General features: G+C 47.0%; 21 protein-coding genes. 20 read left to right on the top strand and 1 reads right to left on the bottom strand.

What is annotated here, in order from left to right:
- Positions 1-1,227: an adenosine deaminase family protein gene (locus CWI81_RS07435; RefSeq protein WP_126784681.1), complete on the bottom strand. Its 1,227-nt coding sequence runs from the start codon at positions 1,225-1,227 to the stop codon at positions 1-3.
- A gap of 83 nt (positions 1,228-1,310) precedes the next feature.
- Between CWI81_RS07435 and CWI81_RS07430 the strand changes: the two genes are divergently transcribed.
- The 20 genes from CWI81_RS07430 (at position 1,311) to CWI81_RS07335 (ending at position 23,682) form a co-directional block, all read left to right on the top strand.
- Positions 1,311-1,892 carry a thymidine kinase gene (locus tag CWI81_RS07430; RefSeq protein ID WP_126784680.1) on the top strand — a complete coding sequence of 194 codons (582 nt, stop codon included), beginning with the start codon at positions 1,311-1,313 and terminating at the stop codon, positions 1,890-1,892.
- A 72-nt stretch (positions 1,893-1,964) separates the two neighbouring features.
- On the top strand, positions 1,965-3,005 hold the full coding sequence (pyrC, locus tag CWI81_RS07425) for a dihydroorotase (RefSeq protein WP_126784679.1): 1,041 nt from the start codon (positions 1,965-1,967) through the stop codon (positions 3,003-3,005).
- Positions 3,006-3,084: 79 nt separating this feature from the next.
- Entirely contained in the window at positions 3,085-4,704 is a 1,620-nt protein-coding gene (locus CWI81_RS07420) for a methyl-accepting chemotaxis protein (protein ID WP_126784678.1), read from the top strand.
- 90 nt (positions 4,705-4,794) lie between these two features.
- On the top strand, positions 4,795-5,739 hold the full coding sequence (locus CWI81_RS07415; protein ID WP_126784677.1) for a type IV pilus biogenesis protein PilM: 945 nt from the start codon (positions 4,795-4,797) through the stop codon (positions 5,737-5,739).
- Complete coding sequence (locus tag CWI81_RS07410) at positions 5,736-6,359, top strand: PilN domain-containing protein (protein ID WP_126784676.1); 624 nt, start codon at positions 5,736-5,738, stop codon at positions 6,357-6,359. Before CWI81_RS07415 ends, CWI81_RS07410 begins: the two co-directional genes overlap by 4 nt.
- Positions 6,359-7,000 carry a hypothetical protein gene (locus tag CWI81_RS07405; protein ID WP_126784675.1) on the top strand — a complete coding sequence of 214 codons (642 nt, stop codon included), beginning with the start codon at positions 6,359-6,361 and terminating at the stop codon, positions 6,998-7,000. The genes CWI81_RS07410 and CWI81_RS07405 overlap by 1 nt, the downstream gene beginning before the upstream one ends.
- Positions 6,993-7,337 (top strand): SctD/MshK family protein, encoded by a 345-nt coding sequence (locus CWI81_RS07400; RefSeq protein ID WP_126784674.1) that lies wholly within the window; start codon positions 6,993-6,995, stop codon positions 7,335-7,337. Before CWI81_RS07405 ends, CWI81_RS07400 begins: the two co-directional genes overlap by 8 nt.
- Entirely contained in the window at positions 7,337-9,025 is a 1,689-nt protein-coding gene (gene mshL / locus CWI81_RS07395) for a pilus (MSHA type) biogenesis protein MshL (protein ID WP_126784673.1), read from the top strand. The genes CWI81_RS07400 and mshL overlap by 1 nt, the downstream gene beginning before the upstream one ends.
- A gap of 20 nt (positions 9,026-9,045) precedes the next feature.
- A complete protein-coding gene (locus CWI81_RS07390) occupies positions 9,046-9,990 on the top strand; it encodes an ExeA family protein (RefSeq protein ID WP_126784672.1) in 945 nt (314 codons plus the stop codon).
- Complete coding sequence (locus CWI81_RS07385) at positions 9,987-11,069, top strand: tetratricopeptide repeat protein (RefSeq protein ID WP_126784671.1); 1,083 nt, start codon at positions 9,987-9,989, stop codon at positions 11,067-11,069. The genes CWI81_RS07390 and CWI81_RS07385 overlap by 4 nt, the downstream gene beginning before the upstream one ends.
- Positions 11,050-12,819 (top strand): GspE/PulE family protein, encoded by a 1,770-nt coding sequence (locus CWI81_RS07380; RefSeq protein ID WP_126784670.1) that lies wholly within the window; start codon positions 11,050-11,052, stop codon positions 12,817-12,819. The genes CWI81_RS07385 and CWI81_RS07380 overlap by 20 nt, the downstream gene beginning before the upstream one ends.
- A 1-nt stretch (position 12,820) precedes the next feature.
- On the top strand, positions 12,821-14,092 hold the full coding sequence (locus CWI81_RS07375) for a type II secretion system F family protein (protein WP_126784669.1): 1,272 nt from the start codon (positions 12,821-12,823) through the stop codon (positions 14,090-14,092).
- 15 nt (positions 14,093-14,107) lie between these two features.
- Complete coding sequence (locus tag CWI81_RS07370; protein WP_126784668.1) at positions 14,108-14,554, top strand: hypothetical protein; 447 nt, start codon at positions 14,108-14,110, stop codon at positions 14,552-14,554.
- A 79-nt stretch (positions 14,555-14,633) separates the two neighbouring features.
- Positions 14,634-15,245 carry a prepilin-type N-terminal cleavage/methylation domain-containing protein gene (locus CWI81_RS07365; RefSeq protein WP_126784667.1) on the top strand — a complete coding sequence of 204 codons (612 nt, stop codon included), beginning with the start codon at positions 14,634-14,636 and terminating at the stop codon, positions 15,243-15,245.
- Positions 15,246-15,300: 55 nt separating this feature from the next.
- Positions 15,301-15,822, top strand: coding sequence for a type II secretion system protein (locus tag CWI81_RS12885; protein WP_126784666.1), 522 nt, complete (start codon positions 15,301-15,303; stop codon positions 15,820-15,822).
- Positions 15,823-15,829: 7 nt separating this feature from the next.
- Positions 15,830-16,306, top strand: a complete 477-nt coding sequence (locus CWI81_RS07355; protein ID WP_126784665.1) for a prepilin-type N-terminal cleavage/methylation domain-containing protein — start codon at positions 15,830-15,832, stop codon at positions 16,304-16,306.
- A gap of 88 nt (positions 16,307-16,394) precedes the next feature.
- The gene (locus CWI81_RS07350; protein WP_126784664.1) at positions 16,395-16,922 is read left to right on the top strand and encodes a prepilin-type N-terminal cleavage/methylation domain-containing protein; all 528 of its coding nucleotides are present in this window, start codon (positions 16,395-16,397) and stop codon (positions 16,920-16,922) included.
- Positions 16,922-17,734 carry a prepilin-type N-terminal cleavage/methylation domain-containing protein gene (locus tag CWI81_RS07345; RefSeq protein WP_126784663.1) on the top strand — a complete coding sequence of 271 codons (813 nt, stop codon included), beginning with the start codon at positions 16,922-16,924 and terminating at the stop codon, positions 17,732-17,734. Before CWI81_RS07350 ends, CWI81_RS07345 begins: the two co-directional genes overlap by 1 nt.
- On the top strand, positions 17,724-18,152 hold the full coding sequence (locus CWI81_RS07340) for a Type II secretory pathway component (protein WP_126784662.1): 429 nt from the start codon (positions 17,724-17,726) through the stop codon (positions 18,150-18,152). The genes CWI81_RS07345 and CWI81_RS07340 overlap by 11 nt, the downstream gene beginning before the upstream one ends.
- 232 nt (positions 18,153-18,384) lie before the next feature.
- Positions 18,385-23,682, top strand: a complete 5,298-nt coding sequence (locus tag CWI81_RS07335; protein ID WP_198678657.1) for a DUF6701 domain-containing protein — start codon at positions 18,385-18,387, stop codon at positions 23,680-23,682.
- Positions 23,683-23,687: the final 5 nt, after the last annotated feature.

The raw sequence follows: 23,687 nt of genomic DNA, 5'->3' as shown, positions 1-23,687 counted from the left end.
TTATTCAGTTAATCCGAATTTGCTGACCATTTTGTCAAAATACGCCAGATTCTGTTTGGTGTAATCACGTTTTTCAGTGTACGAGCCTGGGTAGAAATTTTTCTTAAAGCTATATGCCACCATATCTTTTAAGCGGTGCAACGGGATATCAAAATTATCAACCGCGAGCTGGTATTCGTTGCTGACCGTCGTTCGTGAGACCAACCTGTTATCAGTGCAGATAACCGTCGCCAACCGATGGTCCAGCATGTGCTTGAAGTTGTGATTTTTAATATCACCAATAGCTGGATTGGTTTGCAAGTTACTGGTTAAGCATACTTCTACCGCAATCCGCTGGTCAGCGATATAAGAAGCGAGCTTTTCGCCATAAGCTTTAGGATCTTTAATGTTGGGATCTTCGGTCATCTCGGGTGAAAATAAAGAGTAACCATGCCCCAGGCGATCTGCATGACACTGAGTCAAAGCTTCAAAAATGCTTTCGGCACCATAAGCTTCACCGGCGTGCACGGTTTTCAGCAAAAAGTTCTTGTGCGCGTACTCATAGATATCTTTAAACTGGCTTGCCGGATAACCTATTTCCTGACCGGCAATATCCAGGCCAACAATTGGAATGCCTTCCTCGTCGCGCATCCTGACACTGGCACGAACCAATTCCATTGCGGCGGTACGGATTACCTGCATCGGCTCAAAGTCACGGAGTTGCTGGAACAGCTGAGTGTAATAAGGCGAGAAGCCCTTCTTACCGAACATACGCATTGCGCAATTAATGATGCCATAATCAAACGCGGGTTTTTCACCCTGCTGCACTTCGGTCTGCTGATTATATTCATTTTTAGCGCGGCTTAAGCCATCGTTAACCACATGCATAATCGTGTCGAAAGTAACGCCCGTAGCTGGGTTCATTAACAACTGGGGAGCAAACCGTACCTCGATATAAGTGACGCCCTCTTGCTGATTATCGATAGCTAATTCGTAAGCCGCTTGCTCCAGGTTTTCCAGGTCACGTAGCACCGCGCAGGTGTATTGAAAGCCATTTAAATACTCACCGAGATTATTGTAGTGAGACTTAAAAACCTGCTCGAAGAGCCCCTCTTCGGTGTAACTGGGTAGTTCTACATCGGCGCGTTTTGCCATATCCACCAGACTGCTGGCGCGCAGGCTGCCGTCTAAGTGCAGGTGCAAGTCTGCTTTAGGCATGGCTTTAATAAATTCGGTAGGGTATTGCATATTGGTGGCTCCTCGGTAAGATTTGCTTTTAATTATGATGACATAATTCACCATTCAATAATAATAACGATAATGAAAAAACTATGGCCTCTCTGTATTTCACTTATTCGGCAATGAATGCCGGGAAAAGTACGTCGCTGCTACAAGTTGCTCATAACTATGAGGAACGCAAACAGCGAGTGATGTTAATGACACCGGCAATTGATGATCGTGCTGGCAATGGCTATATAGCGTCGCGGCTAGGTATTAAGCGCGCTGCTATTCAGTTTAGCAGTGACTGTGAGCTCACTGAAAAAGTGCTGTCTGCTCATCAACGCAGCGCTATTGATTGTTTGTTGATTGACGAAGCACAATTTTTAACTGAACAGCAGGTTTGGCAATTAACAACTTTGGCGGATCAGCATAATATTCCAGTAATGTGTTATGGCATTAGAACCGACGCGTTTGGCAACGCCTTTCCGGGCAGCGCCGTATTGTTGGCGGTTGCTGACAAGTTGGTTGAAATGAAGACCATCTGTCATTGTGGTCGCAAAGCGACTATGTCTTTACGAGTCGACAAACAGGGCAATGCAGTAACCATGGGTCAACAAATAGCAATAGGGGGTAACGATCGATATGTCTCATGCTGTCGAAAACACTGGAAACAAGCTATGGGAATTGGTTAGACAGCGCGGGCTGGCAAGGCTTATAATTTAAACAACCGTTTTAGCTCCCGGAACGATAACAAAGGAGAACTCATGCAGCAGTTGACGATAACCCGCCCAGATGACTGGCACTTACACCTTCGAGATGGCAAATTACTGGAGACCACAGTGCCGGCATCGGCACAAACTTTTAAGCGAGCCGTGGTTATGCCTAATCTGATGCCGCCGGTAACCACAGTCGATATGGCTTTAGCCTATCGCCAACGAATTATCGAGGCGCTACCGGCTGCATTAACTTTTGAGCCGCTAATGGCGCTGTACTTAACGGCCGAGACTTCTGCAGATGAAGTAAAAAAGGCAGCGCAACACCCGCACATCATTGGCTTTAAACTATACCCCTCTGGTGCCACAACTAATTCTGCAGCTGGTATTAAATCGGTAGAAGCTTTGGCGCCTGTGCTGGAGGTCATGCAAGAGCAGCAAGTGCCATTGCTGGTGCATGGTGAAGTGACCGATGCAGATATTGATATTTTTGACCGGGAGAAAGTGTTTATCGATCGGCACTTATTGCCAATTACCACACAATTTCCACAGTTACGTTTAGTGTTAGAGCATATTACCACCGGCGATGCGGTCGACTTTGTCAATGGTTCTAACGACAATGTCGCAGCGACCATAACGCCACAACACTTGCTGATGAACCGCAATGATTTATTGGTTGGCGGCGTCAAGCCGCATAATTATTGTCTACCGATTTTAAAACGCCGTGAGCACCAGCTGCGACTGCAACAAGCGGCCTTATCAGGCAGCTCAAAGTTTTTTCTGGGTACCGATTCGGCGCCTCATGTAAAAGCCAATAAAGAAACTGCATGTGGTTGTGCAGGCTGTTATTCGGCCCCGGCAGCACTGGAGCTTTATGCCGAGTTTTTTGATCAGCATAAAGCACTCGACAAGCTAGAAAATTTTGCCTCTGTTAATGGTGCCGCTTTTTACGGTTTTGAGCGAAATCAACAAACCGTTACTTTAATTCGTAAACCCTGGAGTTTGCCAGCATCATTGGATACCGCAGATGGTGTCATTGTGCCGTATTATGCAGGGCAGTCGTTACAATGGCAGATGACTAAGCACCGTTAAAAAAGACTGTAGAAACTCTCTATCGGGCCGATAATGACATTATTGGAAAGGAGAGCACCGAGCAAATGGGAACAACCGTATGAAGCTGATACACAAACTGGTCATCGCCTTTGGCGTTATCGTAATAGTTCTTGCCGGGCTTATAGCAACGGTAATGGTAAGTGTATCGAATATGGTTGATACGACAGCCCGTGCAGAGCACACATTTACGGTCATTAGTGAAGCTGAAGATGTCGTTAAACATTTGTTAAGCATTGAAAGTGGTTATCTTAGCTTCGTCATCAGTGGTGAAGACAACGCTAAACAGCCCTATATAGAGGGTAAAGAAGGCGTGCAGCGTAATTTAAAGTCATTACGCCAGCTTACTTCGGACAATCCGCAGCAGCAGCAACGGCTTGCTAAAGTCGAAGAGGTTTATCAGCAATGGTTAACCGAGGCCGTAGAGCCGCCGATAGATATTCGCACCCAATATGGTACCGGAGCAATGGGACTTGACCAGGCGGCTTATATCGTCAAGCAAGGGCGCGGCGAACAAAGTATGGAACAATTGCGTAGCCTGATGAACGAGTTTGCAGCGACGGAAGAGCAACTTTTGGTGGATCGAACCGATGCCGCTGACGCCGCTGCTAATGTCGTTCGTTTAGTCGTTGTTATTGGAGGGCTTTTAGTTGCAGCCGTGGCGGTTGTCTCGGCCATGTTATTCAAACGTCAGCTAGAAACCCGGATTAACGATGCAATGCGGGTTGCAACAGCAATTGCTGACGGCAATCTGAATAGCCAGGTAGATGACGAGGGGGGCGATGAGATTGCCGAGCTGCTATCGGCAATGGCAACCATGCAGACTCAGTTGCGCAATATGATGGGCGAAATCAAATCTGCCTCGGGCGAACTTGATTCGGCCAGTCAATCGGTTGCAAGCACAGCTGAGCAGTTGTCGGCTTCCTCTGACGAACAGTCCAAAGCATCAAATACCATCGCTACCTCAGTGCAGGAGCTTAGCGTTAGTATTAATCACGTAGCCGATAATGCCGCTGAAGCTAAACAAATTTCCGAAGAGTCAGGCAAAAACGCCGAAGAAAGTGCGGCCATTATGGAGCAGATGGTGGCTGCTATGAATCGAATTAGTGATGCGGTGCAGCAAGCGTCCGGGCAATTAGTCGAACTGGATAAGCAATCTGAGCAAATTACCTCCATTGTTAACGTGATTAAATCTATTGCTGATCAAACCAATTTGTTGGCGTTGAATGCGGCTATCGAAGCAGCTCGGGCCGGTGAGCAGGGTCGTGGCTTCTCGGTTGTTGCTGACGAAGTGCGTCACCTGGCACAACGAACCAGCGAATCAACCGACGAAATTGAATCCATGGTTGCTAAGATTCAAACGGGGACTCAGGCCAGCGTTAAACAAATGCAGCACGGCGTTCAGGAAGTAGAAGAGGGTGTCGAGCTTGCCTCCATGACAGGTCAGGCGATTAATGAAATTCGCGAAAGCTTCGACCGAGTGTTGCAGGTTGTGCAGGATATTAGTAATGCTCTGGGCGAGCAAAATGCCGCCAGTGACGAGGTGGCCCGCAATGTAGAACGGTTCTCTGAGATGGCAGACCAAAATCAAGAAGCAACAGAGCATACCAGCTCCACCGCACACCAATTACAAACACTGGCTGGAAAGCTTGGCCGGGCTGTTAGCCAGTTCCGTTTTTAGGGTGATATGGCGATAGTTTTTTGTTCTCTTTATGTTATAAAACGTGTTAGCATTTGAATCCTATAACTATTATGAGAAAAAGGAAGTACCGTGCGCTTCGGAGCGTCTCAGACGCGTTCTGGTGAATACCGGATAATTTTACACTTGGGTGAACAGCAGCTGCGACTTTTAGTGTTGCGGCATACAAAGCATGACCATCCCGAAGTTGTTGTTAACGATACTTTTGACCTTTCAGCAGGCGATATCCCCTCAACTATAGAGCAGTGCCAAAAACGCTACCATAAGCTCGACCTAAGACACTGCGTAACGGAGCTTGTTTTGGGCGTCCGCCATTATCAGGCCGTTGCTATCGACCGACCCGACCTACCTGAGCAAGATATCGCCTCGAGCCTCGCTTTTCAGCTCGGTGAGCTGGTGGAGTTAGCTCCGGAAGACATGATCACAGACTATTATGAGCTTCCCTACCAGGCATCAGGCCACAATAAAGTGGTTGCGGTGGTCGCTAAAAAGAGTGAATTAGTCGACTGGGTGCATGCCATAATAAATGCCGATTGGCAGTTAGTATTAATCTCTGTTGGTGAACTGCAGCTTAAAAAGCTGCATGAACCATCAGCGACAGCGGTGCTTTGTTTGTACCCTGTCCAAAATGGTGGCTACATAGCTCAAATCTATCATCAGGGACAGTTATGTTTTTCTCGCGGCCTGCGTGGTCTGAGATCGCTTGATGGCTACAGTAAAGAGGAAATCGAGCTTGGTGCAATGGAGCCGATGGCGACTGAGTTGCAACGGTCAATGGATTACTTTGAGAGCCAGCTGCGACAAGCTCCGGTGAAACAAATACAGCTTGCTATCAAACATCCACAAATGGACGCAATGAAAACAGCTTTACAAGATTTATTAGCAGTGAATGTAGAGGCTTTTTCGTACCAGTCCTGGATGAACGAGCTCTGTGAAGGCGACTTTAGTGATATTGAAGCGTTGGCTGCAGCATTGCCGGATAAATCTCCTGACTCAGCTACTGGAGCCGGTGAATGAAACAAACAGTTAACCTGCTACGCGACGAGTTAAAGCCAGTTGTTCAAACACTGACCTTACCCAGGTTAATTATTGTTGCGGTGGTGCTTTTAATCGTGGCTGTTAGCGCGTCAATTTATGTCGGGTGGCAAAGTGACAAAGTTAAGCAGCAGCTTGAACGTGTTAATCAGCAATTAAATCAGGCTCAGCAACAGCAACAGCAGCAACAGCAACAGTTAGAGCAACGCGAGCCAAGTCAGCAACTTGCCGAGCGAGCGGACCAACTGGACAAAGAAATCACAGCTCAACGTCAGCTAAACACCAAGTTGGCCGAACAGCAGCGTCAAACCAATACACCTGATGAGCTGATGCAGGACCTGTCAAACACAAATATTGAAGGCTTGTGGTTAACAGAGTTTTCCATGACCCCGGCGGGCGTGTCGTTAAATGGCAAGGCGATAAAAGCAAATTTGTTGCCTCGTTGGATGAAACGATTTGATCAAACAGAGCTTTTGTCACGTAGTCGTTTTGCTGTTGTCGATCTCGATAGAAATGACAAAGGAGAGCAGACTTTTAGCCTGACCAATCAGGATACGTCCGAAACGGCACCTGAGACCTCTGAGCGAGAGGACAGTCAATAATGCGTCAATGGCACGATTTGTGGCAGCAGTACTGTGAAAAGTTTAGCGAACTACCGAAAGAGCGCAGAGCGCTGATCGCTGTCGCAGCTTGGGTTTTAGTAACCTTGCCATTAATAAGCTACGGCGTGCTGCCGCAACAGGAGCAACTGCGTAGGGATGAGCAAAAAATAAGAGCCTCTGAACAACAGATTGAACAGTTAGAAATAGCATCGGCACAATTGCAGCAACAATTAGCAGTTAACGTCGATAAACCGTTACTGGAAGAGATAAAACGAAAGCAGGCACGATTAGCGTCACTGAAAGAAAAGACCGATAGCTATACGTTGCTTGATCAATCTGCAAGGCGAAAGTTTATAGAAAATGCGTTGGATTATCCTGACGGGATCGCTCTTGTTAGTCTGGAGTCGAGTTCTCCTGAAGCGATTACCACAGAACAAACCGTGAACTTATATCGGCATCGAGTTAACGCCTCTTATCAAGGGAACTTCACGGAGCTCCAGGAGTTTTTCCGGGAGTTACGCAAACGGAATCCAGAAGTACAGTGGTATAAGTTCCGCTATAAAGTGACAGACTATCCGCAAGCGCGGGTAGATTTGGCCTGGCAATTATTAAGTGTTGATAAGGAGATCATTGGTGGTTAGCAACTATAAACTATTGATTGCCTTAACGCTTGCCGCAATTTCTGTTGCAGCCAAGGCCAGTGACCCGACAAGACCGTACGGTTGGAGCCCCACGGCGAGCGAAAATGGTACGACACAGCAACGTCAGCTGACACTAACGCAAATTATTTCGTTTGGTAACAATAGCTACGCCATTATTGATGGGCAGCGTTATCAACTGGGAGACAAAGTGGGTAACTATCGAATTACTGCTATCGAAAGTCAGCGCATTCGGCTGCAAAATGATCAACAAGAACTCGAATTAACGATGTTTGGGAAAAAAATAAAAAAACGCTCAGCGATTAATGGAGGCGGCTAATGAAATGGCTTCTTAGTATAGGCGTGTTGAGTGTGCTAGCGGGTTGTGCGTATCATCCGACTCATAGTCCATCAGAACCTTATGATGCATTGAAAGGTCATCAGTCAGTAGATAGACAGCAAACCAGTAACAATACTAAAAGTAAAGATAAAATCCCCGATGAGGTGCTCGCCTTTTTGACGGAGCCGTCTGAGCAACGCGGAGAAAATAGTATCCTGCAAGAGCCCCGTTTTGTATTACAGGCAGACGAGGTAGAGGCACGCGACTTCTTTTATAGCTTAACGGTGGATACGCCCTATAACATTATCGTTCACCCGGATGTAGACGGTACCATTTCGGTCGATCTCAAAGACGTCACGATAGTTGAAACGCTTGATGTTATTGGAGATACATACGGTTATGAAATAAAACAAAACAACCGGATGATCCAAGTCTTTCCGCAGGGTGTCAGAACTAAGACGTTTTCCTTGGATTACTTGTCACTAAAGCGTTTTGGCATGTCCCAAACTCAGATTAGCAGTGGTGGCGTTAGCCAGGAACGTAATCAAAGTGGAAACCTTGGCAATTCCTCTAATATGAGTAGCAGTTCGGGCAGCTTTAATAACCCGGGAATGATTGGTGGTAGTGGGGGCAGCCAAGGCGGAAGTAGCTTCCAAAGTAATAATCAACAGGGCAATGGAGCAAGTATCAGCACTCAGTCAGAAACTGATCTGTGGGGTTCGCTTGAATCGATGTTGGAAAAGGTGGTGGGTACCTCAGGCAGTGTCGTTTTATCGCCCCAGGCTGGTATTGTTAGCGTAACTGCTCAGCCTTCAAAGTTGAGGGCTGTTGGGGAGTTCCTGTCCACTATACAAACACGCTTACAACGACAAGTTATTTTGGAAGCGCGCATTATCGAAGTGACCCTGGGTGATGAATTTCAGCAGGGTATTCGCTGGAGTGAGCTGGATCAATTGTCGTCTGGTTTTGACGTAAGTTTTAACGGCTCGATACCGAACGATTTAAGCGCTGCCACAAGTAACGGGGTCTTTGGTTTACGTTTTCAGGATAATAATTTCTCTGGCTTTTTAGATCTGCTGCAAACCCAGGGGAGTGTCCAGGTTTTGTCTAATCCAAGGGTCAGTGCGTCCAATAACCAAAAAGCGGTAATAAAAATCGGTGAGGATGAGTACTACGTGACTGATGTTCAGTCGCAGACCAACAGTTCGGGCATCAGTGACGCCCTTACCAGCTCTGACGTCGAACTCACACCGTTTTTCTCAGGTATTTCTTTAGATGTGACACCGCAGATTAGCGACGATGGCGTCGTTACTCTGCATGTTCACCCTTCTGTGGTCGAAACCGCTGAACAAGAGAAAGTAATACAGATTGGCGATGAGACACTCAGGCTGCCACTTGCCCGAAGCAATATTCGTGAGTCCGATACCATAGTTAGAGCGCGCAATGGTGAGATTGTGGTGCTCGGAGGGTTGATGCAGACATCAACCAGTGAAGATATTCAAAAGGTACCATTATTTGGCGATATCCCGTTGATTGGTAACTTATTTACGAATAGAAGTAATAGTGCTCAGAAAAAAGAACTGGTGATTTTGATTAAGCCGACTGTGATCGGTGTGGATACCTGGCAACAGGAACTTGAGCGTTCGCGGGAACTTTTAGAAACTTGGTTCCCTGAGTTAAACCGTTAATAGTTGGCTAGCCGTTGCTTATGTATTTGTATCACTATGGATTAAGACAACTGCCGTTTACGATAACGCCTAACACGCAATTTTATTGCGAGCTAGACAGTCATGCGCAAGCGGTGAAGGTGGTACTGACAGCCCTGAATACAGGCGAAGGGTTTATTAAAGTAACCGGCGAAGTAGGCACTGGTAAAACCTTGTTATGTCGGCGTCTACTGGACGAGATTCCGGACTTTTTTCGAACCGCCTATGTCCCTGACTCCTATTTGAATCCTGAAGAACTTAGACGCGCCATCGCCCACGAACTGGAAGTTGATACCCAGACTATAGAAACAGAGCATCAATTGGCACGGGTTCTGCAACAACGGCTAGTTGATATTAATCAGTCAGGTAAGTCCGTAGTTTTACTGATAGATGAGGCGCAGGCACTCCCCGAGGATAGTCTGGAGGCAGTAAGGCTGTTGTCTAATATGGAAACAGAGTCGCGCAAGTTGATTCATATTGTGTTGATTGGTCAACCCGAGCTAGATGAGCGTTTGCAGCAGCATCGATTTCGCCAGTTGCGGCAACGGATTAGCTTTTCCTACCGTCTTACAGCAATGAACGCCAATGAAACGTCACAATATATTGGCCACCGGATGAACGTTGCAGGTTATAAAGGGGCGCCAATCTTTTCTAGTTCAGTAGTAAACTCCGTTTATCAATGCAGTCGTGGCATACCGCGGCTGGTTAATATGTTGTGTCATAAAATGCTGCTACTGGCCTACGGAGAAGGACGACATCAGCTAACCTACAGAGATCTTAAGCTTGCTGCCGAAGACACCGAGGATGTTGTTTATAAACCACGGAATTACCGCTTGGTGGTGTGGCTGATTGTTAGCGCACTTATCATTATTATTGGAATAGCAAGCCTGCGTTATATGCAAATGCCGATTAGTAAGATTCTTCAGAGCTTAGGACTAAGCTCATGAGCATCATCAATAAAGTGCTAAAAGACCTTGATAAGCGTCATCAACAGTCCGGGTCGAGCGGTTATCAGGGGTCAGCGGTTGCGCCTCGCCGGAGATCCCCTATTGGTACTAAGTTAGTGGTACTGCTGCTGTTCAGTATTGTTGTGCTGGCGCTTGTTTTTATGAGTGACGAAATAGGGTTTGGTAGCGATAGCACCCGCGCCAACGAAAATAGCTCAGAACCTCAGTCAGTAGCGGAACAACCGTTGAATCCGCAGCCGCTGGCGACGACGCAACAACAACCATCAGACTCTCAACAGCCCGCTGAGGAGGACTCAGCAAAGCCATTTGAGCTGCCAGAGCAAATCGATACAGCCGCTATCGCCCGGGCAAAAGAAGCAAACCCGGTAAAGGCAAAAGTAGAGAGAACCGAGCCTGAGGCTGACCGGCAACAAAATACTAAAACAACTAACGACAAAGGCTCATTTACCAAAAGAAGCGTTAATCTGAGTGCTGCAGAGATAGCAGAGAGAGCGCTAAGAAAAGCCCGTGATGCGCAGTCCAGAGGATTATTTAGTGATGCTTCTGATTATTTCAGCGATGCTCTCGACGCCAAACCCGATTTGCATGAAGCGCGCAAGGAGTGGGCGGCGCTTGAGTATGGGCGTGGTCAACTCAATAAGGGATTGTCCATTTTACGCGATGGCCTGGAAGCGTTTCCGAATGCTCATTCGTTACGTCTGTTAGCGGCCAGCATGCTTGATAAAAGAGGTGAAGCAGGATCGGCAAAACAGCTTTTAATGCAACGTCAGCCAGACCCGAATGAGTTTAAACAGTATTATCAGTTTATGGCAGAGCTGGGACAAAAACTGAATGATACGGCACTAATGAGCAGCAGCTACCGTGCATTAGTTAAGGTCGAACCCGATAAAGGCCGCTGGCATCTGGGTCTTGCCCTGGCACTAAGAGATACTGATCCGCAGGCAGCCCTGCGGTACTTCGAGCGTGCGGCGCAATTGGTCGGTAACCAGGCCACGCTGGAATTTATTGCTCAGCAGATACAACAGTTAAGGAGCCAGCATGAAACGCCCACGCCTTAAAATGCGTCTTGGTGATCTGTTGGTTCAGGAACAGGTCATTAGTGAACAGCAGTTAGACAATGCCTTAAAAGAGCAAAAGCAATCAGGTCGTAAGCTTGGCGCAACACTTATCGAGCTGGGTTACATTACTGAATCAAAGCTGCTTGAATTCTTGTCGCAGCAATTAAAGTTACCGCTGTTATCGATTAGCGACCGACAAATTCCACCACAAACTTTCAAGTTACTGCCCGAGGTTCAGGCACGACGACATCGTGCGTTGGTTATTGAGTCGGACGATTCTTCTGCGTTAGTGGGAATGAGCGATCCCGCTGACTTATCCGCAGTTGATGCTATCACCCAACGGTTAGCGCCAAGAAATCTCGAATTTGCGGTCGTTTCGGAGTCCGAGCTACTGCAGGCCTTTGATGCTCTATATCGGCGTACGAAAGAGATAGAGACCTTTGCCAGCCAACTGCAGGATGAGTACGAAGAAACCTCAGAATTTGAGCTTGGTACTTTAAGTCTGGATGAAGAGGGCGAAGACGCGACCGTTGCCAAACTGTTGCAGTCGCTGTTCGAGGATGCCGTACAAGTACGGGCATCAGATATCCACATCGAGCCCGACGAGAATATGCTGCGCATTCGGCAGCGTATTGACGGCGTGCTGCAGGAAAACATCCTCGACGAGACTAATATCGCCAATGCGTTGGTGCTACGCCTAAAGCTAATGTCGGGCATGGATATTTCTGAACGCCGTTTACCCCAGGATGGTCGCTTTAATATTAAGGTTAAAAACCACAGTATTGATGTGCGTGTATCGACCATGCCCGTACAGTATGGCGAATCCTGCGTTATGCGTTTACTGGATCAGACCAGCGGTATTTTATCGCTGGAACAAACGGGTATGCCGGCGCCTCTGTTAAAACGCGTACGTGCATTAATTGGGCGGCCGCATGGAATGTTGCTGGTGACCGGACCTACCGGCTCAGGTAAAACAACCACGCTATACGGCGCGTTGAGCGAGCTCAATACCGAAAAGAAAAAGGTGATTACGGTCGAGGATCCAGTCGAGTATCGACTGCCAAGGATTTCTCAGGTGCAGACCAATAAAAAAATTGGTCTCGATTTCGCGCGTGTCTTGCGCACCACCTTGCGTCAGGATCCCGATATCATCATGGTCGGTGAGATGCGTGACCATGAAACGGTCGAGATAGGCTTGCGTGGCGCTATAACCGGTCACTTAGTGTTATCAACGTTACACACCAATGATGCGATCACGAGTGCCATGCGGCTAATAGACATGGGCGCGCCATCGTATTTAGTCGCTGCCGCACTGCGCGGTATTATTGCCCAACGACTGGTGCGTCGGGTGTGTGATAATTGTGCGACGGCCAAGCCCCTGGATGATGACCAAGCGGCATTACTGGAGCATCTAGAAAAAGACAGCTCCGCCAAAACCTACAAAATGGGTAGCGGTTGTCAGTCCTGTAACCACACGGGTTACAAAGGTCGTATTGGTGTTTTCGAACTGCTGGAAATGAACCGACCAATGATGGACGCATTACGCATGAACGATACCCAGCAATTTGCTGAAGCAGCTAATGAGGCACCGGGATTTCGGTCGATGGCGCTGGTAGCGCTGGAATATGCGCAGCAAGGAATAACCAGCGTCGAGGAAGTGTTATTTTTGGCGGAAAGCGTGGAAGATAACATTACGCTTGCTAAGACTGACATAGAAAGCGATGCCAATGCCGAGGCTGAGGAGTCTTAGTATGCGGTTTCGCTATCAGGCGCGGGATAAAAACGGCAACTTACAAACGGGCGATGTCGAAGCCAATGACTCTCGTGCAGCAGCCAGTAACCTGATGAGTCGTGGGCTAATTCCGGTGCAGGTTAACGCAGCCGGTGGTAGTAAACCGACTGGCCGCAATGACACTAAGCGCAGCGATACTACCCTGAGTATTGGCTCAGTGATACAAACCATGCGGGACGCGCTGGAGCCACAAGTCGATCTCGATCAGCTGATCATCTTTTGTCGGCAAATGTACTCGTTGACGAATGCGGGCATTCCTATTCTGCGCGCTATAGAGGGATTATCCGACAGTACACAAAACAAACGAATGAAGCGGGCATTACGCGACGTTCATAGCCAGCTAGAGCGCGGCCGGACCTTATCTGCCGGACTGGCCCTGCATAAAAAAGTATTTCCAAAGCTGGTCATCGCCATCGTTCACGTCGGCGAAAATACCGGGCAGCTGGAAGAATCTTTCGAGCAACTCGCGCTATATCTTGAGAAAGAGCAGGACACCCGTAAGCGAATCAAAGCGGCGACCCGTTACCCGAGCTTTGTATTGATAGCCTTGGTCATTGCGCTGTTCGTATTAAACATATTTGTGATCCCGACATTCGCCGATATGTTCAGCCGATTTAACGTTGAATTACCCTGGGCGACTCGAGCGCTATTAGGAACCTCTGATTTCTTTGTCAATTACTGGCCGCTAATGATTATTGCCATGACTGCCAGTTTTTTTGGTCTTCGCTATTACAAAGCGACCAAGAACGGAAGGTTGTTGTGGGACAGCCTTAAGCTGAAGGTCCCAATTATTGGCAGCATTCTGGAGCGATCGATGCTGGCGCGATTCTCGCGTAGCTTTTCGGTGATGCTGGGCGCGGGTGTACCGCTGACTCAGGCGTTATCGCTGGTAGCCGAAGCGGTGGATAATGCCTGGATGGAAAAAAAGATTCTCGATATTCGCCGATCCATAGAACGCGGGGAAAACTTATCACGCGCCGCACGGCAGTCCCAGTTATTTACACCGCTGGTGATGCAAATGATCGTGGTGGGTGAAGAAACGGGCCGTATCGATACGTTATTAAGAGAAGTGGCTGAATACTATGAACGCGAAACAGACTACGATCTTAAAACATTAACAGCGCGTATCGAGCCAGCCATGATAGCGGTGGTAGCGGTTATGGTGTTGATATTGGCCCTCGGCATATTTACCCCAATGTGGGATATGATGAGTGCTTATCAGGGCGGTTAACGGGCAGAGACGAAAATGACAGCGGAAGATAGAGCGCAAAGCAATTTAAAACGGTGGTTACAAACCGTTTTAGTTGTCGTTGCTATCGGCCTGTTGATAATGTTGATGTTAAAAAAAGGCTTTATAGGAGACGGTTGGGGCTGGCAACAGGCTGAGCGTGAAGTACTGCTTAAGCGATTTAATGAGAATCTACTATTGACCAAAACCGAGTGGTTGCGGCGCGGTAGACCATCCACCGTCTGGTTAATGACCCGTGATTCAAAAGTTGAAATTATAATGAACCAGCAAGGCTGGCCAAGTGTTGAAAACGGCTGTCATGAATTGTGGCAGATGTTGGCCGGTGGTCGTTATAACCTGGTTATTTCGGAACAACCACAGGGTTGTTCGTATCGACTCAATGGAAATTCAGACGAGCAAATGTTTACGCTGTTTTATAACAGTGAAACAGGTCAAATAAATTGATCAAAAACCAAGCGTAATTACTATTAAATGTAAAATTAAAGTTATAAACTATGACCATATGTAATAAAGGACGCAAGTCATGAGAGCGGTTAAGCAACAGTACGGTTTCACCATTATAGAATTGATTATCGTGGTGGTAATTTTGGGGTTATTGGCGGCTTCCGCGTTACCGCGCTTTACCGATGTAACAGCAGACGCTGAAGATTCAGCTATCGAGGGTGTAGCAGGAGGTTTTGCCAGTGCTGTCGGCATCGCTCGGGGGGAATGGGAACTCCGTGGCCGCCCAAGAGGCAATGGCACCGATGGTGCCGGCGCGCAAGTGGAGCTGGATTCGTTACCCATCTATGTTGATGGCAACACAGGCTATCCAGTAACCGCTCGCGGCGACAACTCGATTAACGATGAAAATTTAACCAGCGCTGACTGTATGAGCTTAATGCAGGGAATTTTGCAGGGTTCGCCGACCATAACCGATGACTTCACCACACTGGGAGAAAACCGCTATTACACCCATGCAGTCGCCAATCCCGAGCCGACAATGGACAACCAATTGTGTGTCTATTTCTTGGCCAATACCATTAAGAATCTAAACACCGCACCCAGCGGAACCGATTACCAGACAACCGGCAACGCTTTTGTCTATAACCCAAGAAATGGTGGCGTAACCGTATTCAGTAATAACAATAACTGATAAAGTGTGTCACAAGTTTTAATTTAAAATTGTTCAACATAGAGAGAGTAACACTATGCGTAATCAAAAAGGTTTTACCTTAATCGAGCTGATCATTGTGATCGTCGTATTGGGGATTTTGGCAGTGACTGCAGCTCCGCAGTTTATTAATTTTTCTTCAGACGCGAGAGTGAGCACTGTTGAGGGGGCTAAAGGCTCAGTAAAAGGAGCAATGGATTCTGTTTACGCGCGCTCATTAGTTGACGGTAGTTCAGGAACAGCTAGCGGTAGCACCGTAGAGACAAACGGTGGATCTGTTTCGATCGTTTACGGTTACCCTGAAGCTGCGGCTGGAGGCATTGATATTGCAGCAGGACTGGATGCGTCCGATTGGACTTTGGTCGCCGGGAGTGGTACATCCGCAGCTGCAGGAAACCCTGCAGAAGGTAGTGTCGGTTTTTACCCATCGTCTCTTGAATCTAGCGATGTAGATTTTTCTATAACCGCCGAAGACGGTGACAGTTGTCATTTACTTTATACAGAAGCGGAAGATGAATCAAACAAAGCAACCGTAACCACAGTTACAGGTGGTTGTTAATGCATAAATGAAAGCCTTCACCCTAGTAGAGCTAATAATAGTCCTGGTAGTGGTGGGTATATTGTCCGTCAGTGCAGCACCTTTATTTATTGGCACTGACGGCATTGATAGTGTGGTATTGCGCGAGCGCGCTAAAAGCGTGCTGCGCAATATCCAGTTGTCAGCGATGCAAAGAACGACAGATGACTGCAAAGCCGCTTACGTTACCTCAGCGACACTGGGTCGTCCGGAGCAAAACTGTGGTTCAACAGCTTATACCTTACCGTCCGGAGCCACTGACAGTAACGATAGATTGTTGAATTATACTGATAACACACTGGCAGTAGTTAATACGCCATCGTTGCCTTTTGCTGTTGAGTTCGGTCCTTTGGGGAAGCCTCAAAACCTTGATTGCACCAGTCAATGTCAGCTAACTTTTAATGAGCCGGGTGGGGCCAGTGCTTCACTGTGCATTAATAAAGAAGGCTACATTTATGATTGCTGAAAATGTAGTTAACTAACAGAATGCTGGAGTCGCTATGCCGACAGTTAACGCTTTTCATTCTTCTCTCACGTTACTAAGCTAAAGCCCAATGAATAAAACACGCGGCTTTACTCTCATCGAAATTATTATTGGCATCGTTGTTATCGCCATCGTTATCGGAGTGGTCACCGCTGGAATGGGTCCATTGTTCCGCCAAACCGTCGACCCCTGGCAGCAGGTTCGGGCAGCTGAACTGGGGCAAAGCCTCATGAATGAAATCATGGCTCGCAAGTATGACGAAGTGAACACGGCAAGCGTCCGCTGTAGTGAAGGAGCCGGAGCCTGCACGGTACCGGAGGCAACGTGTGCCGGCCCGGGGAATCCGCTGCCTGATACCGATGGCTCGGAAACCCGGGCGGACTTTGATGACGTCGATGATTTCAATTGCCTCGGTATCAATCAAACCGGCCTGGATAACATATTTGGCAACGCTATCGACACCGCTTATTATAACGGTTTTACAGCGGAGGTTCGTGTCAGCGAAACTGTAGCTAATGAAGCCAAACAAATTGATATAGTAATTGTAACGCCACAAAGCCAGCGTATTGAATTTTCCGGGGTGCGGGGTAATTGGTGATGAAAGGCTTTACGTTAATCGAACTCGTCGTCGTGATTGTTTTGTTGGCAATCGTCTCGATATTTACTTTTCGTTTCGTTGGCTTAGGTTCTGAAATGTACGTTACCGGAGCTGAGCGGCTTAAACTGCTCGATCAAAGTCGGTTTACCATTGAACGAATTACCCGCGAGTTGCGCAATTCGGTTCCTAACAGTGCGCGCGTCAGGTCTTTAGCCGACGGTAGCGAATGCCTCGAATTTGTACCCATCAAAGTGGCAGGAACCTACTATAACGCCCCTTTTAATGACTCTGCGGCAGCAACACTGGAGCTTGTCACAATGTCGACAAGCTGGAGTCAAATAAGCGCTCAAGCACCTAATAACGACCGCTTATTTATTTATGCAACACAGCCTAAATACGTTTATAACGAGGATGTCGCAGGGGAGCGTCGCTGGGCGTTAGCTGACACTAATCAAACCCGGAGCGGCCAACAAACCACCATAACGCTTGAATCCAATTATTTTTTTGCGGAACAATCCCCTCGACAGCGTCTTTATGTTGGCAGTTCTCCCGTCAGTTTTTGCGTTGATACCGCAGGTACTATCCGCAGGTTTAGCGACTATGGATGGAATCAAACGCCATCATCTTCTGACAATGTCGCCATCGGTGAACGCATTATTAATCTAACAGCTGAGGGGAGCCAGCCGCCCTTCGAAGTTGAAAATGCGACGTTATTGCGCAATAACGTGATACATATATTTTTAGAGTACGAAACGGCAGCAGCAGAGCGGTTGTTTTTTAATCAAGAGGTTCACATTCCTAATGCGCCCTAAAAGTATAGCTGAACACAAAAACCAGCAAGGCAGCGCGCTAGTGGTCGCGATTTTCGTTATTGTGGTGCTTGGTCTCTTGGTTAGCGTACTCACTCGTTTAGTCAGTACCAGCTCAGACTCAACGGTAGTTGAAGTGTTCGGAAACCGCGCGTTTATGGCAGCACAAAGTGGCTTGCAACTCGGGATGGTTGAACTGTTTCCATTAGGCAGTGATATTGCTGATTGTTCGGCTGTAAATAGTGGCACCGTAACGTACAGTAACGGAGGGCTTGCTCAATGCCGCTCAGAAGTCGTATGCAATTCGTTTAACTATACCGGTGGTGATACTCACTACCGCCTTGAGTCGACGGGCACCTGCGAAGCGGGTAACACCGTTACAACGCGAAAGGTTGCTATCGAAGCGAGGACGATAGAATGATGCTACAACGCCTTGATGTGTTGCTTTCCTCGTCAGCCTATTTGCTGGCACTCATTTTTGACTTAGAAAAACGAGTGAGAAACTAATGCGTTCCGCTACACAAAAAATGACTAAGCTTTTAGGTGTTCTGCTGTTTTTTACTGTCCCGACTCTTAGCGTTTATGCAGCTGACTCATTAGATGAGTGCGATGATTCAACTCCAAACCTGTATGTATGCAATGATGGATTGAAATTGAAAGATGATACTGAACTATCGGAAGTCGATACAGTAAAAATAGAGGTTAATGGAGATTTAAAAATATCTAAAGAGGTGGAGTTTAATGAAGAAGGCTCTCCTCTTGTTAACATTGTTGTGACAGGAAAAGTAACGATACAAAAAGATTCTGAGGTTAACGCCAATATTAAAGCAGATGACAAGGTAGACATTAAAAAAGATGTTGAAATTAACGGTAATATAGAATCTGGTGACGAAATCAAGATTGACAAGGATGTTGAAGTTAATGGAAATATTAATGCAAAAAAAGATGTGAAATTAGGAAAAGATAGTGAAATTAATGGCTACGTTAATGCTCCAAACTATGATGATTTGGGAAAGGGAACGGTCAGCGGTGAGACCTGTGACCAAAATGATAATGAGGGGGCTTGTAGTGGCACTGGTGGCGGCTCTCAAAGTAATACCATCGGCGACTGGCACTTTGATGAACAACAGTGGCAGGGTAATGCAGGTGAGGTTATTGACGCCAGTGGTAACGGCAATGACGGAAGGGCACTTAGAGGCGCGACGACGAATGTGTTTTCGTCAGCGATTACGGGCACTCCTGGTACCTGTCGATACGGTACTTTTGATGGCAGCAACCAAGTTCAAATACCGGATATAGCAGCGCTGTCCTCCGTGGATTCGGTCAGTGTGTCGCTTTGGTTTAAGGGGGGTAGTCAACGCCAGGATCCGAACGATAACGACGAGGACTACCAAACATTATTGATTCTAGGAGAAGGGCCCACTCTCGGAAGTGATGGACGTTTTGAGGTCTATCGCCGAGCAAATGGCGGAGGGCTTAACTTTGAAGTGCGCAATAATCAAGGTGATGTTTACTCTGTTGAGTATGGCGACCAGTCCGAAAATGAACCACAGCTACTTAACGATGAATGGCAACACCTTGCTGCAACCTTTAATGCTGACGAGGGAGTGTTAAGGCTTTATATCAATGGTACAGAGGTTGCAACTTTTTCAACCCCAGGTAATTTTAATCTTAACAATATTGGCGGTCAGCCTAATCTATATATCGGTGGGCAGCAGTTTGGGTCAAACGGTTTGGTTGGTGAAATTGACGAGGTCACCGTTGCGACAGGCGTTTATACGCAAGCTGAAGTGACAGAGTTGTATAATCGCACTCGCAGTTGCGGTGCAGCTCAAGCGCCAGCGCAATGTTCAGCAATTTGGCCAACGGCATTTGACGATACCGGTAATACTGAAGCGCAGCCATTCCCATTACCTGATAACTCCAGTCAAAACCAATTGCCTCAGCTGCTTCAGCCGACCGATTATTTGCGCATTGGCGATTTTGCCGATGTTGGTGAAAACTATGACACGAATGGAGAAACCTCGCGTGTTTACATTGATGGTGATTTAACCATCCAATCTGGAAGGAGAATTAATACGTCAGGCGATGCCCGTGAACTTATCTTAATTGTTACGGGTGATTTGACTATCGAACGAGACGCTCGCATTAATGCCTATATTTATGTCCAGAGTAACTTCCGCTATTTCCATTCTAACGATTTGAATAACCGTATTTTAATTAGTGGAGGCGTAAGTGTTGGAGGTACTTCAACCGCACTGGACTCAGGTAGAACCTTTGGGCCAAATATTACTTATCAACGACCCGTAACGCCGCTTGACGGCGGTCAGTTTTGTGCGGCCGAACCGCCGGGTGCTCCGCAGCCGCTGTTAAATTGGCGTTTAAATGACGGTCCCTGGGATAACGCGTTAGGGCAAGTTCTTGACAGTAGTGGTAATGGATTCAACGGAACTAATAGCAATACCGCTTGGAGTACCGATACGCCGGCAATACCGACCAACCTAAGTGGTGAAGGTACTTGTGGATACGGCGAATTTGATTATACCCAAAATCACACAATACAAATTGCCGATGACGGTAGTGGATTAAACAATCAACTCGACTTTGGCACTGGAGAAGAGTTCACCATTGGGCTTTGGATAAAACCTGACAGTTTTAACCCAACATCCAGCTTGATGACAATTTTGTCGAAAGATACTAATTACGAGTTCCATGTCAAAAATGACGGTAGCATTAACTGGTGGTGGAACACTGATGCCGGTAATACACGACAATTTGATAGCTCCACTTCGATAACTCAGGACGTATGGCAATACGTCGCAATCCGTTATAAGGATGGAGAACAAAGCATCACCATTATTGATGACCAGTTTAATATCGACTCGAAGACAACTGAAAACTATACCGGTGGATTAACAACTAATGATTTACCGCTGATACTGGGCAATGACTTCAATCAAAATCGATATTTTGATGGTGACATGGATGAGGTGTCAATTTTTGATGAGTCTCTAACAGATACCCAATTAATCGCAGTTGCGCAACAAACTAGCTTATGCCAGTCAACTCCGCAAGTGTGCCTATCACCAACGTTAAATGAAACTTCATTCCAAGAGGATTGGCAAATCGTCGAAGGTAATAATAGTGTTCCAGGCGTAATTAACTCTGGCACTCCCTCGCCCCGTCTGCGATTAACAGAGAACATTCAAAATCAAACCACAGCAATTACACTAAAGGAACCGGTGGCTGCTGCGGGGAACCGAGTTGAAGTAACATTTAGATTATTCGCATACGGTGGCAGTGGAGCTGACGGTATTGCCTTGGTGTTGTCGGATAAAATACCCGATAATGCCGGTCAATTTGGCGGCTCGTTGGGCTATGCCAATGCTAATGGTAATGAGGGCTTCGATGGTGGTTGGTTAGGTATTGGTTTTGATGCATACGGCAACTTTGCTAACCCCAACGAGGGCAGAAATGGTGGTGTTGAACGTACGCCTGACAGTGTAACATTGAGAGGTGCTGAAGATGCAGTGCCCGGACGTCAGGAGTATCAATATATTGGTACGTCTGACACATTGAACCCAGGTATAGATGATGCTTCTTCCACTGCACCCGAGCCCGGACATTTATACAAAGTGGTTGTCGACAACACTGACACGAGTAGTGTTAGTGTTGAAGTGCTAAGAGATATCTCCGGACAAGGGGACAACTACACGTCACTGTATCAAAATACTGATATTTCGGGTCTACAACCTGCCATACCGGATCAGTTTTATATTAGCTTTGCCGGAAGCACGGGTGGCTCGACTAACGTTCATGAATTTGATCTATTTCAAGTCTGTAGCTCTGAAGGCGATGGTGCTACGGGGGTTGAACATTATCGTCTGGAGTTCAACTCGCAAGCACTGACCTGTACGGGAGCAGACATAACCGTTAGAGCTTGTGAGGACATTAACTGCAACAACATTTCCACCGACAGTAGTACGGTAGATTTGAGCCTATCAGATGCAGCTGACGACTGGAGTGAAAATCCGGTTAACTTCTTTGGCAGCGCTACGGTTCAGCTGCAAAAATACACAGCGGGTACATACCAGGTAGCGATAGATTCAGCGACTCCGTCTGCGAATAATTCCAGTCGTTGTTTTGTTGATGGGGCAGAAACCACCGATTGCGAAATTACCTTTAACGATACCGGATTTTTGTTCACTAATGGACCAAACTTGACCTCGACTGATATTCCTAAACAAACAGCCGGTACATCCTACAGCAATTTATATTTGCATACGGTCGAGCTAAATAACAGTACCTTGCAATGCCAGTCTGCTATCGAGCAAGTCGGCTCTATTGATATGCGCCGACAATGTATAAATCCTAATAGTTGTATTAGTGACCTATCTACTTACCCACAAGCAACGATGTCAGCTTCCAGTGATGCAGGTTCGGCGACGCTTCCGGCGAACGGAGGCTTTGTTAGTGTACCGGTGCAGTTCTCCGGTGGCAGCGAAGCTCTAGCGATCGACTACGGCGACGTTGGAGAAGTCAGGTTGTCTGCTCGGGCTACGCTGCCCAATGGAAAGGTGCTTGAGGGCAGCAGTGAATCTTTCGTTTGGGAACCCGCGGCAATTGGTGTTACCAGCTCTAACCCAAATGAAACTTTTAGCGGCGATATCATCGCCCGAGCGGGTAGAGAGATTACGGTAAATTTGACGGCTCTAAATTCAAACGGAGCCGTTACACCAAACTTCGGAAATGAGTTGGTGACTGAGCGGTTAGAGTTGAGTAATACAGTTAGTGTGGCTGAAGCCGACGAAATAGCCGGGAATATATCTGGCGAGGAGAATTTCGACGATCCGGTAAATGGAACAACCTCGTCAAATTCGATTGTTTATTCAGAGGTTGGTGAACCACAATTTGTTGCCGAAATAGAATCAGGTGATTATCTTGCGGGAGTCCACCCGCCGGTCAGCACGCCAACGCGAACCCATAGTCCGGGACGTTACATTCCGGATCGATTTGAAATTAGTACGTCGGGATTTGATTCAACAAGTTGTGAATTTGATGAAGATTACTTCTATATTGGTCAATTGCAACCGTTAGATGGTAGCACACAAGTGTCAGCCGTTAATGCTGCAGGAGCGGTAACGGTAAACTACGACGACGGCTTACCCTACGTTAAAACCAATGCTGAGCTTGAGTTTTATCCCTTTAACGAGGACTCATCAAGTACGCTATTGCCTTCATCGTCACAATTGGAGCCCATTAATACCGAATTAAGTTGGACGGATGGTATAGGGACGTTTGTCGGTATTCCTGAGGTTCGTTACGAGCGGATGGTTGGTTCACCTGAGGGACCCTATGCAGAATACCAGTTAGGTGTTCAGTATAACGACGCAGAGAATGGCAACTATTACTCGCTAATCGATACTTCAGGAGCAGAGTTAAATAGCAATGGTGCACCACGCAGCTATTATGCGTTGAACAGCTCAGGATTAAACTTGGTTTATGGACGGATGCAATTGCAAAACTTATTTGGCCCTCCTTCAGATCCTTTGTCAATAAAAGGACAGGCTGAATATTGGAACGGAACCGAGTTTGTTGCCTTTGAGCAGGATGTATGTACGGCTTTCGAAGGCTCGCAAGTTAATGATAACGTTGTGACCTCTGATTACGATGCTGAACTGCAGGTTCAGGCAGGAGCCCAGCAACTTCTCAATGATGGTAAATTATTCAATGATTCAGTGCCTATCGCAGAGCAATTAGCCTGGATAGAGGACTCAAGTAATGCAGTGGTTGGTATCCAGCAGTTCATTTTCGAACTAGATGTTCCCGACTTTTTAAAAGTAGACAATGATAATGACGGCGACTTCGATGACAATCCGGAAGCCGAAGCAACATTCGGTATATATCAAGGCAGCGACCGTCAAATCTACTGGGAAGAAGTAGGTTGGTAATAAGT

It is taken from the genome of Idiomarina seosinensis (assembly GCF_003987275.1).
Lineage (GTDB): Bacteria > Pseudomonadota > Gammaproteobacteria > Enterobacterales > Alteromonadaceae > Idiomarina > Idiomarina seosinensis.
The sequence above is the reverse complement of the archived record's forward strand: the minus strand, read 5'-3'. Positions and strand labels throughout refer to the sequence as shown.